At 61.2% G+C, this 14205-nt stretch carries 10 protein-coding genes, 1 pseudogene and 1 riboswitch; of the genes and pseudogenes, 6 read left to right on the top strand and 5 right to left on the bottom strand.

Annotation, left to right across the window (positions count from 1 at the left end; translation table 11 throughout):
• A pseudogene (locus AC27GT_RS03415) lies at positions 1-200 on the top strand (IS256 family transposase); the annotation flags it as partial.
• A gap of 555 nt (positions 201-755) precedes the next feature.
• Here AC27GT_RS03415 and AC27GT_RS03410 read toward each other — a convergent pair.
• From AC27GT_RS03410 to AC27GT_RS03395, 4 genes are all read right to left on the bottom strand, one after another.
• A complete protein-coding gene (locus AC27GT_RS03410) occupies positions 756-2426 on the bottom strand; it encodes a ribonucleoside-diphosphate reductase subunit alpha (RefSeq protein ID WP_487223548.1) in 1671 nt (556 codons plus the stop codon).
• A gap of 9 nt (positions 2427-2435) precedes the next feature.
• Positions 2436-3407: a ribonucleotide-diphosphate reductase subunit beta gene (locus tag AC27GT_RS03405; protein WP_126200597.1), complete on the bottom strand. Its 972-nt coding sequence runs from the start codon at positions 3405-3407 to the stop codon at positions 2436-2438.
• 9 nt (positions 3408-3416) lie between these two features.
• Positions 3417-3782, bottom strand: coding sequence for an acyl-CoA thioesterase (locus tag AC27GT_RS03400; protein ID WP_041438328.1), 366 nt, complete (start codon positions 3780-3782; stop codon positions 3417-3419).
• Between the two features lie 211 nt (positions 3783-3993).
• A riboswitch (cobalamin riboswitch) is annotated at positions 3994-4124 on the bottom strand.
• A 121-nt stretch (positions 4125-4245) separates the two neighbouring features.
• The gene (locus tag AC27GT_RS03395) at positions 4246-5292 is read right to left on the bottom strand and encodes a glycoside hydrolase family 130 protein (RefSeq protein WP_015717105.1); all 1047 of its coding nucleotides are present in this window, start codon (positions 5290-5292) and stop codon (positions 4246-4248) included.
• Between the two features lie 73 nt (positions 5293-5365).
• Between AC27GT_RS03395 and AC27GT_RS03390 the strand changes: the two genes are divergently transcribed.
• The 5 genes from AC27GT_RS03390 (at position 5366) to AC27GT_RS03370 (ending at position 11926) form a co-directional block, all read left to right on the top strand.
• Entirely contained in the window at positions 5366-6343 is a 978-nt protein-coding gene (locus AC27GT_RS03390) for a LacI family DNA-binding transcriptional regulator (RefSeq protein ID WP_015717104.1), read from the top strand.
• A gap of 66 nt (positions 6344-6409) precedes the next feature.
• Entirely contained in the window at positions 6410-7642 is a 1233-nt protein-coding gene (locus tag AC27GT_RS03385; RefSeq protein WP_015717103.1) for an extracellular solute-binding protein, read from the top strand.
• Positions 7643-7686: 44 nt separating this feature from the next.
• Positions 7687-8790: a carbohydrate ABC transporter permease gene (locus tag AC27GT_RS03380; protein WP_015717102.1), complete on the top strand. Its 1104-nt coding sequence runs from the start codon at positions 7687-7689 to the stop codon at positions 8788-8790.
• Positions 8790-10142 carry a carbohydrate ABC transporter permease gene (locus tag AC27GT_RS03375; RefSeq protein WP_015717101.1) on the top strand — a complete coding sequence of 451 codons (1353 nt, stop codon included), beginning with the start codon at positions 8790-8792 and terminating at the stop codon, positions 10140-10142. The genes AC27GT_RS03380 and AC27GT_RS03375 overlap by 1 nt, the downstream gene beginning before the upstream one ends.
• Positions 10143-10144: 2 nt before the next feature.
• The gene (locus AC27GT_RS03370; RefSeq protein WP_015717100.1) at positions 10145-11926 is read left to right on the top strand and encodes a glycogen debranching N-terminal domain-containing protein; all 1782 of its coding nucleotides are present in this window, start codon (positions 10145-10147) and stop codon (positions 11924-11926) included.
• 69 nt (positions 11927-11995) lie between these two features.
• Here the strand turns inward: AC27GT_RS03370 and AC27GT_RS03365 are convergent, their stop codons facing one another.
• Complete coding sequence (locus tag AC27GT_RS03365) at positions 11996-13585, bottom strand: gamma-glutamyltransferase family protein (protein WP_038069239.1); 1590 nt, start codon at positions 13583-13585, stop codon at positions 11996-11998.
• Between the last annotated feature and the right edge of the window lie 620 nt (positions 13586-14205).

Here is a 14205-nt window from a genome sequence, read left to right as displayed (position 1 = left end):
GGCGTGGGACGAAGGTGCGGGATCATAAGTTCCCCCGACCCGAGTCTGTGTTTAAGCTCCTTTACTTGGAGGCGGAGCGTCAGGAGGGGAGGTGGTCTGAGCGGCGATTGAAGGGCTTTGCTGAGGTGCGGGAAGTGCTGGAGAAGATGCTTCTGGAGAGGTATGCCCCCCGTACACAGACGCTTACACATAAATCTTGACACGACCAGCCATAGCGCATAGACTGCAAAAAGCGGTTGCTTCATTTATATTACAGTTCTAACCGCTTCGCGGCATCGCGTCTAGACTATATCTTGTGACCCTCACTTAGGCGTTCAAACACCTCTTAGGGTTAACCCCTTGAGAAGCTCAGGACTTGGTTTAGCAACCACTGGTCTCGCGTCCCTAATCTTGTACTCTCTAGCCCCCTCACCCGGGTGAAACTCTACGAGCCTTCCCTAAGGAACTTCCTTCCGTGGTTATGCCTTCCCCACCCTCAGCTCAAAGCCTCCTTCTGGCCCACACCCGAGGGGTGCAGGCTAGGAAGGCTCGCTTGCCCTCCTCAAGGGGAGCCAGGAAACTCCCTTCGCGAAAGAAAACGTTCACGAACATAGAGCCGGGATCCAACCCGGTCATTCCCTTTCCCGCCCCACCGTGCCCCCCCAGCCACCCCGAGACAAGGCCCAACTAAGGAAGATCCTTGCCTGAGCTCCAAGCTCGGTCCTTCCAAAGTGGGGTGGTATAACCCCCTTGCGTGGTGGCTGCCAAGGGTGCTCTTAACTTTCGCAAGCCCGGCAGGAAAGCAGCAGGTCCCGGCTGTAGGCTTGGGCCGCACTGGCGCTGAACTGGTAATAAAGGGCCTTGAGCCCGCCCCTCCAGGCGTGCAGGTACAGCTCGTTCACGTCCTTGGGCGGGGCCTCGGGGTGGATGACCAGGTTGAGGGACTGGCCCTGGTCGATGTACTTCTGCCGGGCGATGGCCAGGTTGACCAGGGTCTTTTGGGAAATCTCGGAGAAGGTCTTGAACACGTCCTTCTCCTCGTCGGAGAGGAAGTCCAGGTGCTGCACGGAGCCGTTATGCTCCAAGATGCTCCGCCACACCTTCTCCTCGTTCTTGCCCTTCGCCTGGAGGAGCTCCTCCAAAAAGGGATTCTTGAAGGCGATTCGGGCCTTTTGCAGGTCCTTGAGGTAGTAGTTGCTGGTGTAGGGCTCGATCGAGGGGGACACCTGTCCCAGGATGAAGGAGCTGCTCTTGGTGGGGGCGATGGCCAGGAGGGTGGCGTTTCGCCTTTCCATTAGGTCGGCCAGTTCGTCCTCCGGATGGCGCTTCCTAAGCCAGCGGCTCGCCTCCTCCGCCTTTTCCCGGATGGTCTTGAAGATGAGGTTGTTAAGGAAAAGGGCCTCCGTGCTCTCCAGGGGAATCCCCTTGGACTGGAGGTAGCTGTGCCAGCCCAAAACCCCGATCCCGATGGCCCGGTACCGCTTGGCGAAGCGCACCGCCCGCTCCATGTAGGGGATGCCCTCCGCCTTCTCGATGAAGTCGTCCAGCACGGAGTCCAGGAAGATGGTGAGGGTTTCCACGGCGTCCGTGTCCTTCCACTCGTCGAAGTGGAGGAGGTTTAGGGAGGAGAGGCAGCACACGAAGCTTTCCTCGGGGCCCGAGGGGAGCATGATCTCGGTGCAGAGGTTGCTGGCATGAATCGTCTTCCCCAGCTTCTTGAAAACCTCCGGGGCCTGGCGGTTGGCGTTGTCCCGGAAGAAGATGTAGGGGATCCCCACCTCGGTGCGGCTTTTGAGTACCTTAGCCCACCTTTCCCGTTTCTCCCTGTCCCCGGCGATGGCCTCCTCCAACCAGGCATCCCCCACGGAAACCCCCCAGAAGAGGGACTGGATCTCCCCTCCTTCCCGCTGGATCTTGAACCACTCCTCGAGGTCCGGGTGCTCGATAGGGAGGTAGGCGGCGCACTGCCCCCGCCGGGTGGAACCCTGGTTGAACACCTCGATCACCCGGTCGAAGAGAGAAGCAAAGGCGTAGGAACCATTGCTTTCCCCGTTGTCCCGGATGGGGGCTCCCCTGGGGCGAAGGGCCCCCAGGTAAACCGAGGTGCCCCCACCCTGTTTGCTCATCATGCTGATCTCCGCCACCGCCCTCAGGATGGAGGCGGTGTCGTCTTCCACGTAGGTGCCGTAGCAGGAGATGGGGAGACCCCGCTTGAGGCCGTAGTTGGCCCAGATGGGGGTGGCCAAGGAGTACCAACCCTTGGCCATGTACTCCTCGAACTTGCGGGAGAAGCCCTCGATGCGGGTCAGGGCCTCCGCCCGGTCGGCGATCTCCTTCACCCTTTCCTCCAGCGTCACCCCAGGGAGAAGGTAGCCCCGGCTCATGTAGAGCCTCGTCCATTCATTGGCCCAGTACCAGGGCCGGTATTCCCGCTTGGTCTTGGTCATCCTTCCCTCCTAGAAAAGGCTTTCCGGGTCGTAGCTCTGCACCCTGCGGGCGTAGGCCACGCTCCTCTTGTTGAAGAAGTCCACTTCCTTGTCCGCCAAAAGCTCCAGGTCAAACCACTCCGTATCCCTTAGGCACTCCTTCCGCACGGGGAAGGGCGCGGGCAGGCCGTGGAGGGAAAGAACCTGGTTGTACCGCCACTTAAGGAACTCCAGGACCTCCTCTCCCCTCACCGCCTCGGTGTCCCCCCGGGCGAAGATCCACTCCAAAAGGGCCTCCTCCGTGCGAAAGAAGGCCTCTACCCTATCCAGGGCCTCCTCGGTAAAGGAGGGCCCGAAGAGGTCCGGCCGCTCTCCCCTAAGGATCCTGAGGAGCTCTACCCCAAAGAGGCCGTGCAGGTTTTCCTCCTTACTGGTGGCCTCGATGGCGTTGGAGATCCCCTTGAAGCGCCCAAGGCGCTTGTTCAGGGCCATAAGCACGTAGAACTGGGAGAAAAGGGAGGCGTGTTCGGTGAAGGCAGAAAAGAGAAGGAGGGCGAGGGCGTGACCCCTCAGGTTGCCTCGGAAGGCGGATCCCAGGACCTCGGTTAAGTGGCGGTGCCGTTCCCCTAAGGCGGTCTCCTCCTCCAAGGCCTGGGCAAAGCGGTCCTCGAGGGCCAGGAGATCCAAAAGGTGGGCGTAGGCGTTGGCGTGACGCACCTCGCTTTCGGCGAAGGTCATGCCCACCTCGGCCACCTCTGGCTTCGGGAAGACCTCGTAGGTTCGGGCCCAGAAGAGCTTCACGGAAAGCTCCACCTGGGAGATGGCAAGAAGGGAGCGCTCCACCAACGAGCGCACCTCAGGGCCCGCCAGGGCGTAGTCCTGGACGTCTGCCGCATAGCTGAACTCCGTGTGGAGCCAGTAGCTGTGCCGGATGGCGTCCCGGTAGGCTAAAAGCCTCGGATACTCGTAGGGACGGTAGTGGGGCCTAGGATCCGTGAGCATGGTGTCCCCCTAAGCCACGGGCTCCAAAGGCGGAACGAAAACGGGACGCCCCTCCCCATCCACCGCCACCAGCACGAACCCACCCTTAGCCGCCAGATAGGCTTCCTTACCTGACTCAATGGGTTCCACCCACATCTCCACCTCTACCCGCATGGAGGTGCGGCCCACCTCCACCACCCGTGCCACCAGCTCCACGATGGAGCCCAGGGGCACGGGGCGCTTGAAGTCCACCGCATCCGAGTGCACCGTCACCACCTTGCGCCTGGCGTGGCGGGTTGCCGCCACGAAGGCTGCCTGGTCCATCCAGGCCATGGCGGTGCCGCCAAAAAGGGTCCCGTAATGGTTGGTTTCCCCAGGGAAAACCGGGTAGACCATGCGCGTTTCCTTCACCACGGACCTCCGAGGGCCGTCTTTGGGCCCGTAAAAGCTAAGCCATCCCTTCTACCTGCCCAAGGGGAATAACCCCGCGCTGGGCAAGAACTTGCCTAAGGTCGCCTGGCCCAAGGACCTTGGGCCACCGGGTTTTGGGGGATTAGGAGTCTAAGGTCCCACAGGCATCACCACCTTCACCCTTGCCTCGAGGGCTACGGGGTAAGGCCGCGAAGCGGGTACTCGGGCTTCCGGACAAAGCCGGTTACCGTTGCGGGACAGCGCCGGACTTTCACCGGACTTCCCCCACCGCCGGCTGGCGTCCAGGCCTGTCGGCCTGGCATCGCGGCCGGGACACCCTAAGTATTGGGTGTCCTACTCAGGAGGCTACAACTTGTTGGGGAAAACCGTCAATACCCTGCGCCGGTTTTCCCGGTTGCCTGATCGCAGACTTTTGTGGTGCAGTCCATTACAGGGGCGTGAGCCGCACGAGCACCTCCTGCCAAGGGGCGGTGAAAACACCCACGGCGTAGTCCCCTACCCCACCCACGAAAACCAATTCGTCCCCGTGCAGGAAGAGACCGTTGCCGTACAAGGTAAACGGCCGGTCCCCGTACGTTTCCACAAGACCCTGAGGGGCCAAAAGGTAGGAGGACAGAGCAAGAAGTTCACCGTCGCCCGAAAGCAATGCGAAACCGTGGCGATAGGACAAGTCCCGGCGGAGGATGCCGTGGTAGGCCACCAAATAGGTTCCATCCCCCAAGGGGTAGGCATTGGTGGACCACCCCACCTTGAACTCAAAGGATTCTGGGGCCAGGATGGGTTCCAACTGGTCGATGGAGAGGTGGTTCCAATCCAACCGCCCCCGCCAACCCATGTCTGGAACTCCGGGAAGGCTGGGCCTTAGAAGAACGGCATTCCCCTGGAGTAACGTGGCCCCCTTAGCCGGCAAAAGGAGGCTCTTTCCTGCCGGGCCTATTCGCACCAATCCCTTGCGCCGGAGCTTTAGGTCCGGATCGAACTCGGCCAGGGCCAAGGCTGGGAAAAAGACATCCTTGTGGTCGGTGAGGCGAGCTTCACCCAACTTGCCCACGCCGGTATAGAAGAGGAGGAAGCCTGCACCCCAGGCGTGGGCCCGGGGATCCTCGCATCCCCTCGAGGCCTCCCAGACTTCGGTTGGGTAAAGGACGATCTCCACCGGCAAAGGGTCAGGCAACTGACCGGCGAGCAGGTCTTCCAGGGGAAGGGCCACGTACCCCACGCTGGAGGCGTAGCCGTAGTAATCGAAGATCAGACGTACAAAAAGGTGTACTACTCCGTCCCTGTACGCTACCCCGGGGTTAAATACCGCCAGGGGTTTCCCCCTCAAGTGGTTCACCACCTTCACCCGCTCCGGGGAAAGGTAAAAGCGCCGGGCAAACACGTCCTCCGTTTTCTCAATCCGGAAGCCTTGCCTTTGGGCCAAGAACGTTTCCGCCTTGGCCCTCAAGGTTTCCTCCAGCTCGGATATTCCCATGTCCCTATCCTAGCGGGGCAACCTTGGCTTGACGCGGGCCGGGTCCTGGGTTAAGCTGTGGAAAACGTTTACGATGGAGACCAGAAAGAAGCTGACGATAAAGGAAATCGCTAGGCTCGCAAACGTTTCCGTAGGTACCGTAAGCCGAGTCCTCAATGGCCGGCCTGGGGTTAGCCCGGAAACCCGGGCCCGGGTGTTAGAGGTGGTTCGTACCCAGGGTTTCGTTCCCAATGCCGCTGCCAGGGAACTAGTGGGGCAATCCACGGCCGTTGGCCTCCTTCTGGCCCCAGGAGTGCGGCGCTATACACCCTACTTTACCCTCCTGCTGGAAGCCCTCTCCGAGGAGGTGTGGCGCCTGGGTTTGCGGGTGATGGAGGTTGCCACGGATACCCGCGGCCTGCCTTTAGAGAAGGCAAGGGCGTACCTCTTACTGGGTGCTCATGACCACGACCCCCGTATCGAAACCCTACGAAAGGACAACGTACCCTTTGTGCTCATCGGCTGTTATCCCGGAACCTTCTGGGTAGCCCCAGACGATGAGGAGGGGGGCTATAAGGCCACCCGACACCTGTTAGAACTGGGTCACCGGGACATTGCTCACCTTACGGGGCATTTACATCACCAGGCGGGAAGGGAGCGGCTTCTTGGGTATAAGAGGGCCCTTCTGGAAGCGGGGCTAACGTGGCGCCCGGAGCTGGTTCTGGACGGCAACTTTGATGCCCTCCATGCCTACCGGGCGGTGAGGCGGGCATGGGAGGGGGGCTTGCGTTTCTCGGCTCTTTTTGCCGCCTCCGACGAAATGGCCTTGGGGGCCTGGGCTGCTTTGGAGGATCTGGGCCTTCATGTTCCTGCTGACGTTAGCCTGGTGGGGTACGACGACCTCCCCGAGGTAGGGGAAAGGCTCACCACCATCCACCAGGACATCCCTACCATCGCCCGCGAAGCGGTAAGGCTTCTCCGGGAAGCTTTACAGAGAAAGAGCCCATATGGGAAGCGGGTGCCTGTTCATCTGGTTCCCAGGGGTTCTACGGCGCGAAGGGAGGTGGAATAGGGAAAGGATCTCGCCCGATCGGCTTCAGGCTATAGGCTTTAGGCAGACTGGTGAAGGAGGAGGGGTATGCTAAGAATCTTGGTTGTCGTTTTAGCCATGCTCGGGCTGACCTTGGCCCAAACGCAGGTACGCATCTCCGGCTGGGGCGGTACAGACATCGCCATTGTCAACGGTCTTCTCAAGGAGGTGGTCCAGCCTAAGCTGGACCGGGAAGGGATACGTGTTATCTACCAACCCATCGAAGGCGACTACACGCAGTGGCTTTTTAATGCCCTCTCCGCTGGCACGGCTCCCGACCTCTTCTATGTGGACATCTTCTGGGCGGAAAGCCTTTTTGCCACGGGAAGGGTAGAGCCCCTAGACGCCCACTTTAGTAAACAGGAAGTCGGCGAGTTCCTCCCCAACTTGGTCCAGGCCTTCACGTACCGGGGAAAGCTCTACGGAATCCCCAAGGACTTCAACACCCTGGCCTTGGTCTTCAACAAGGACCTCTTTGACGAGGCCAAGGTCCCCTACCCGAATCAGCAGGATACCTGGGAAACCTTTGAAGCCAAAATCCGTCAGGTGCAGTCGCAGTTGAAGGATGTGGCGGGGATATGCTTGGTGGCGGACTTTGCTCGCTTCGGTGCTTTTGCTTTTGCCACCGGTTGGAAGCCCTTTGACGAGAAAGGACACTCCGTCCTGGACCAGAACTTCCGGCGTGCCTTCGAGTGGTACACCGGCCTCATCCGGCGAGGTGCCGCAAAGTTTGCCCAGGACCTGGGTGAAGGCTGGACCGGAGGGTGCTTCGGTAGTGAGAAAGCTGCTACGGCCCTCGAGGGAGCTTGGATCGCAGGATTCCTAAGGGACAAAGCCCCCAACCTGAGGTACGGCACCACCTTCCTGCCCCTGGATCCCGTCACCAGGAAGCGTGGAAACTTCATCTTCACCGTTTCCTGGAGCCTTAACGCGGCCAGCGCCAACAAAGCAGCGGCGGTTAAGGTTTTAAAGGCTCTCACCTCCCCTGAGGCCCAGCAGTGGGTGCTGGAACGTGGTCTCGCCATCCCCAGCCGCCGAGCCTTGGCCAACAATCCCTACTTCCAACGCCCCACCAAGGAGTCGGAACTGAACCGGGTGGTCTTCCAGGGTTCTACTGCGCAAGGAGGGAATGTCTACCCCTTCAGCTTCCGGGGGTTCGGCGGTGACTGGATGAGGCCCATCAACGAGGCGATCCAGGCGGTGATCAGCGGGCAAAAGAGCGTGGATCAAGCCATAAGGGACGCCCAGACCGCATTGGATCGCCTTACGGGCAGAAGGTGATCATAAAGGGGGGCGGCTTAGCCGCCCCCCTTAAGGGAACCCCTATGCGGTTCAAGGCGCGGACCCTCGAGGGCTTTTACGCCCTTCTCCTCATCTTCCCTTTTGTTTTTACGTTGACGGTCTTCTTCCTCTACGCCTTTCTACGCACTTTATTTTTTAGCTTCTCCGACTACGACCTATTCAAGCCACCCCAGTGGGTGGGCTTGAGGAACTATCTACGCCTATTTCAAGACCCCCTTTTCCTGATTGCCCTAAAGCATACCCTGGCTTACAGCGTAATCGTCACCAGCCTTCAAACGGCTCTGGCCCTTCTTCTGGCCGTATCCCTGAATCGACCTTTGAGAGGTGTTACTTTTTTCCGAACCGTTTATTACCTTCCTTCTGTGGTGTCCACCGCTGCAGCAAGCCTTCTCCTCCTTTGGCTATTCCAGCGGACCGGCGTGGTGAACCAGGGGCTGTCCCTGATGCTCAGCTACCTGCCCCACCTCCTAATCGGGGCGGGGCTCTTCGTCCTTTTGCAGTGCCTGCAGGTGTTCTGGCGAAGGCGACAGGGTTTCCCCACCCCCTTCTGGGACCCTGGTCTGGCCCTAGCTTCCCTTGCCTTGGCCTTCCTCGGGATGTACGCCCTGGGGCACTTGGGTTGGCCTCCTGCTCGGGAGGTCCAGGTGGACATTCCCTGGTTTACCAGCCGGGCCACCCTCTTAGGTCTCCCCTACCCCCTCTGGGCCATCATTCTCATGAATACCTACACCACCATCCCTACCTTCATGGTCATCTTCCTAGCTGGGCTGAAAGGCATCCCCAGAACCCTTTACGAAGCGGCTGCCCTGGACGGCGCCACTTCTTGGACGATGTTCTGGCGTATTACCTTGCCCCTTCTGAGACCAGTTCTCTTTTTGGTCATCACCCTGGGCCTCATCGGCACCCTGCAGCTCTTTGACCAGGTGCTCTTCGTAGGGGGTGCAGGGGGTGCGCCCTTGGAGAGTACCATCACCCTGGCCTACTACGTGTACGGAAACGTCTTCCCCGCCGGGGCCTCGCCCCGGGTAGGCCTGGCCTCGGCTGCCGCCCTGGTCCTGGCGGTGCTTACCCTGGCCATCGTACTTCTTCAACGACGCTTTGGTGTGGGAGAAAGGGGGTGGTCCTAATGACCCCCTTGCGCATATGGACCAGGCTGGCGTGGGTTTACGGGCTACTGCTGGCCTTTGGAGTATTCTTCGTCGGTCCCTTCGTTATGGGCTTCCTAGCCAGCCTCAAGGCCAATCCCTTGGAGTGGCCCTTTACCCTGCGCTTTGCTCAGGTGAATCCTAAAAACTGGATGGCGGCCTGGCAACTCGGTTGGGAGGGCGCAGGAAACCCATGGTTGGGCGGCATGGCCCCGGGCAGGTCGCTCGTGTTCGATGTGGCCTACTTCAGCCCTGGAGGGCAGGAGCCCGAGGTCCTGGCGGTGATACCTCGCAGAAGGCCGGGAGCCGGCATGGGAGCGGTGTTTGAGACTCCCTATGCTGCCGACTACGTGCGCCTCGAGGGACCCGAGCTGGTGGAGGTCAGGGCGGCTACCTTGGGGGATCAGGAGGGCACTGTTTTTCGCTATCGGCTGCGCCTGGTTTACTCGGGGGAAGGTCCCTTTCTGGAGCGGGTGCCTCTAGACCTTGAAACGCCTCGCGGGGTGGTCCTGGTGGGCGCAACCCTGGATCCCACCCGGCTGGAGCGGCGGGGACGGGTGGCCAGTTGGGATAACGTTGCTCCTGGGCTTCTGGGCTATGTCTTTCACAACTACGTGCGGGCCTTCCGGGAAACCCGGAGTCTGGAAACAGGAGAAAGCCTCTTCCTCCGCTGGACGTTGAATTCCTTCCTCCTTGCCTCGGTGAAGGTTCTGACCACCTTGGTGTTCGCCTCGATGGCGGGCTACGCCCTGGCCAGGCTGCGATTTCCCGGCAAGCAGGCTCTCTTTTTGTTCATGCTCTTTTCCATGATGGTGCCGGCACAGGTGACCTTTATTTCCAACTACCTGGTCCTGCGGGATGGGATATTCGGCCTTTCTAAGCTTTTTGGCGTGGATACCCTTCTCAACACCTATACCGGTTTGGTCCTATCCGGACTGGTGGGTGCGGGAGCTGTCTTTATCATGAGGCAGTTCTTCGAGTCCATCCCTCGGGAGGTAGAAGAAGCAGCCCTTATTGATGGGGCCACTCCGGTGCAGATCCTGTTCCGCATTGTGTTGCCCATGTCCACTCCCGCTCTGGGAGCTCTGGCGATCCTGACCTTCCAGGGGGCTTGGAACGAGTTCTTCTGGCCTTTTGTGGTCCTCACCAGCCCCCGGGACATCTACACGTTGCCCTTAGGTCTTCTTTCCTTTCGCAACGCCTACGGTCAAGTGGGAGACTGGGGGCTGATCCTGGCAGGGGGGTTCTTCTCCATGATCCCGGTCCTGGTGCTTTTCATGTTCTTCCAGCGCTATTTTGTGGAGGGGCCCAGCCTGGGTGCCCTAAGGGAGTAGCCATGGTGCCTCTTAAGGAGGACGACACCTACCTGGTTCTGAACGAGAGGGGTTTTGCTGAAGAGGAGGCGGAGGGATTCTACCGGCACGACACCCGCTTCCTTTCCCGTTACCGGCTTCTATTGCCGCGAGGTCTAGTGCTCTTGGAAAGCCGTTCTCCAAGACCCGATTACCTGGTTCAGGACTGGGCCCGCTTTCGTGGCGCAGACGGGGAGCTCTACCTACGCCGCCTCCTCCGGGTTCACCGGGGGAAGGTGGAGGAGCGGTTAAGCTTCCTAAACCTTTCCCCTGAGCCTGAGGAAGTGCGGGTGGAGGTGCAGGCCCAAGGTGAGTTCTCCGACCTCTTTCAAGCCCGGGGATGGCATCCCAAGGTGGAAAACGGGGTGGGTTTTCTCTACCGAGCCGCAGATGGAGTGGAGCAGCGGGTAGTGTTTGTTCCTGAGGCACCGGAGGGGGGTTTTCGTCTCTACCTACCCCCCAAGGGAATTGGGGAGGTGGGTTGGGAGGTACGGTTGGAAAGTCCCCTCGAGGCTCCGGGTTCCCTACCTGGGTACGAGGAGTTCCTCGAGGCCTTTCCTCAAGGAGAGGGTTACTGGGAAGGTCCTTTGCGTCAGGCCCTCTTAGACCTCAGGGCCCTCCTCCTTTCCACCCCCCAGGGGCCCGTGCCTGCTGCCGGAATTCCCTGGTTTGTGGCCCCATTCGGTCGGGATAGCCTCATCACTGCCTTCATGATCCTCCCCTGGGGAAAGGGAGTGGCCCAGGGAGTTCTCCGCTACCTGGCTACAAGGCAGGGAGCAGTTTTTGACCCATGGCGGGAAGAGGAGCCAGGAAAGATCCTGCACGAGGTGCGGGTTGGAGAGCTTTCCCGTACCCACCAGGTACCCTTTTTCCGGTACTACGGCACGGTGGACGCCACCCCCCTCTTCCTCATTCTTCTGGGCCGGTACCTGGATTTGGCAGGAGACCTGGCCCTGGTTCGGGAGCTTCGGCCACAGTGGGAGGCCGCCCTGGCCTGGCTGGGTCAGGCGGATCTGGATGGGGATGGGCTTTTGGAGTTTCAGCCAAGCGGCACAGGCTTGGCCATTCAAGCCTGGAAGGATTCCCATGACTCCATGAGCCACCGGGATGGCCACTTGGCCGAGCCTCCTTTGGCGGTGAGCGAAGTGCAGGGGTACGCCTACGCTGCCTACCTGGAAGGAGCAAAGCTCTACCGGGTTCTAGGGGAAGAGGATAAGGCCAAGCGTTTACTCGAGCGCGCAGAAGGGCTCTTCCGTATCATTCAGGAAAAGCTTTGGCTTCCCGAGCTTTCCACCTACGCCCTGGCCTTAGACCGCTATAAAGAGCCCCTTAAGGTCAAGGCTTCCAACGCTGGCCATCTCCTCTGGGCCGGGGCCGTTCCTAGGGAAGTCCTGCCCGAATTGCTGGAAACCTTGTTTTCCGAGGAATTGTGGTCGGGCTGGGGAATACGTACCTTGGGTGCCCGGGAGGTGCGTTATAACCCTCTTTCCTACCACAACGGTTCAGTATGGCCCCACGACACGGCGCTTTTGGCGGGGGGATTGTTTCGATATGGTTTCCGGGAAGAAGGCCAGAAGGTGGCCAAAGCGCTTTTGGACCTGGCCCTCTCCCAACCCGACATGCGCCTGCCCGAACTGGTAGGGGGTTTTCCCAGAGAGGGAGGCTTGCCTCCGGTTCCCTATCCTGTGGCTTGCAGGCCCCAGGCATGGGATGCGGCGGCGGTGGTGTACCTGTACGCCCTGGAGAAAGGGTGGCGTGAGTGGTGAGGGGCTTGCACACGGGAATTTGTGCCTATGTTCACGATTAAAACCGCTTGTGCATCTTTTCTCCCCAAATCACCACACCAAAGCCAATCCCTCCGCCCGAGGATCCGAGCCAGCCACCAGCACCTCGCCCTGTCGCAGGATCACCTGGCCCCGGCCAAAGTATCCAGGCTCCATCCCGTATTCCACCCGGTGCCCCAGGTCCCGCAGAAGCAAGGCAGTGGCCTGCGGGATTCCCGGCTCCAGCACCACCCGGTCCTCCCCTCCCCTACCCGGCACCACCTGCCACCGCGGCCGGTCCAGCGCCGCCTGGGGGTTCAGGTCAAAGTCCGTCAGACCCACCACCACCTGCAGGTGTCCCTGGGGTTGCATATAGCCTCCCATCACCCCGAACGGGCCCAGGGCCCTACCCTCCCGGGTGAGAAATCCCGGGATGATGGTGTGGTAGGGCCGTTTACCCGGTCCCACCCGGTTGGGGTGGCCCTCCTCCAGGGAAAAGCCCAGGCCCCGGTTTTGCAGGGCGATCCCCGTTTCCGGGATCAGGATCCCCGAGCCGAAACCCTGGTAGTTGGACTGGATGAGGGAGACCATGAGTTCCCCGTCCGCCGTCGCCAGGTAGACGGTTCCCCCGGGTTTCACCCCGGGCAGGGCCTGGGGCAGGGCTCGTTCCCCGATGAGGTTTCGGCGGGAGGCCACGTATTCGGGGGAGAGCAGGGCCTGGGGAGGTTTCTCCAGGTAGCGGGGGTCGGCCACGTAGTGGAAGGCGTCCGCCAGGGCCAGGCGCATGGCCTCGATCTGTACGTGGTAGCTGAAGGGGTCTTCCGGTCGGAGTTCGAAGCCCTCCAGGATGGCCAGGGCCAGCAGGGTGGCGATGCCCTGTCCGTTGGGGGGAAGTTCGTGGACCGTGAGGCCCCGGTACTCCAGGGAGAGGGGGTTCACCCATTCCGCCTCGTGGGTCTTGAGGTCTTCCAGGGTAAGGAGGCCTCCCGTGGCCTCGCTGAACCCCGCCATGGCCTCCGCCAGGTTTCCCCGGTAGAAGCTCTCCCCGTAGGTTTCAGCGATCTCCCTTAGGGTCTTGGCGTGGCCCGGGCTTCGCCACACCTCCCCGGCCCGGGGGGCTCTTCCCTGGGGGAAGAAGGTCTCCTGGAAGGGCTGGAATTCCGGGCCCTTCAGGGGAAGGTAGATCCCCTCCGCCCTGCGCCAGGCCCGGGCCGTCTCCGGTCCCACCGGGAAGCCCTCCTCCGCGTAGCGGATGGCGGGGGCAAGGACCTCGGGGAATGGCAGCCTGCCGAAGCGTTCGTGCAAAGCGCGCCATCCCGAAACCGCTCCGGGCACCGTCACCGGGAGCCAGCCCCTCTCCGGCATTCCCCTCTCGGGAATCCGCTCGGGGGTCAGGCTTAAGGGGCTTTTTCCGGAAGCGTTCAGCCCGTGGAGCGTGCCGTCCCATACCATGGCAAACAGGTCGCCCCCGATCCCGTTGCTGGTGGGCTCCACCACCGTGAGGGTGGCCGCCATGGCGATGGCCGCATCCACCGCGTTTCCCCCTTTAAGCAGCATCTCCATCCCCGCCAACGCCGCCAGGGGTTGGCTGGTGGCCACCGCACCCCGGCGGCCAAGAACCACGTGCCGGCGGGAAGGGTAGGGGTAGTAGGTGAGGTCCATCACCGTGCACCCCCCCTACCGCCGCGGGTGGACCCAACCCGTATGGGCGCATCCGCCACCCCATCCACCTTGGGATCCATAGCCGCTCCCCAAAGCCTGCAAGTCAACTCCTGAAACTGATGGTGTTTCCTAAGCAACCGCCCTATCATGTATCGCCTCCTCGTGGCCAGCTGAAGGTCTTGACCCATGAGCGGGGTGACAAAGAAAGCTATCCAGCCCATGACCTCCTCCCATTGGATTTGAGTCCCAAGGGCAGGGCCTGACGGCCCATTGCCCCCCATACGCTCCAACCAGGTGGCCCCCATTCCGCCCTCCTCTTGAAGGACCCGAGGGGTCCTTGTGGTCAGCAGGGCACCTCCCCCAGATCGAGGATCTCCGTATGCTCTCCCCTTCCCATAGGGAAACCTCCGAATAGCGCACAGGAAAATCCTCTGCCCGCAGGCCAGGCCCCCGGATCCTCACCGCCCCTCTCCACCGATCCCGTCACGGTCCTCACCGCACCGAATGTACCCTGGTACGGAGGAAACCTGGGCAAAGCCAAGCCATCGCCCGTTCCGGGCCGCAGGGCTTTGGAATACCCGCCCCCAAGAAGCGTCGACCACCTCCACCCCGTTACCCAG

It is taken from the genome of Thermus sp. KWY1 (assembly GCF_057547025.1).
This window is presented reverse-complemented; position numbering and strand designations above follow the sequence as displayed.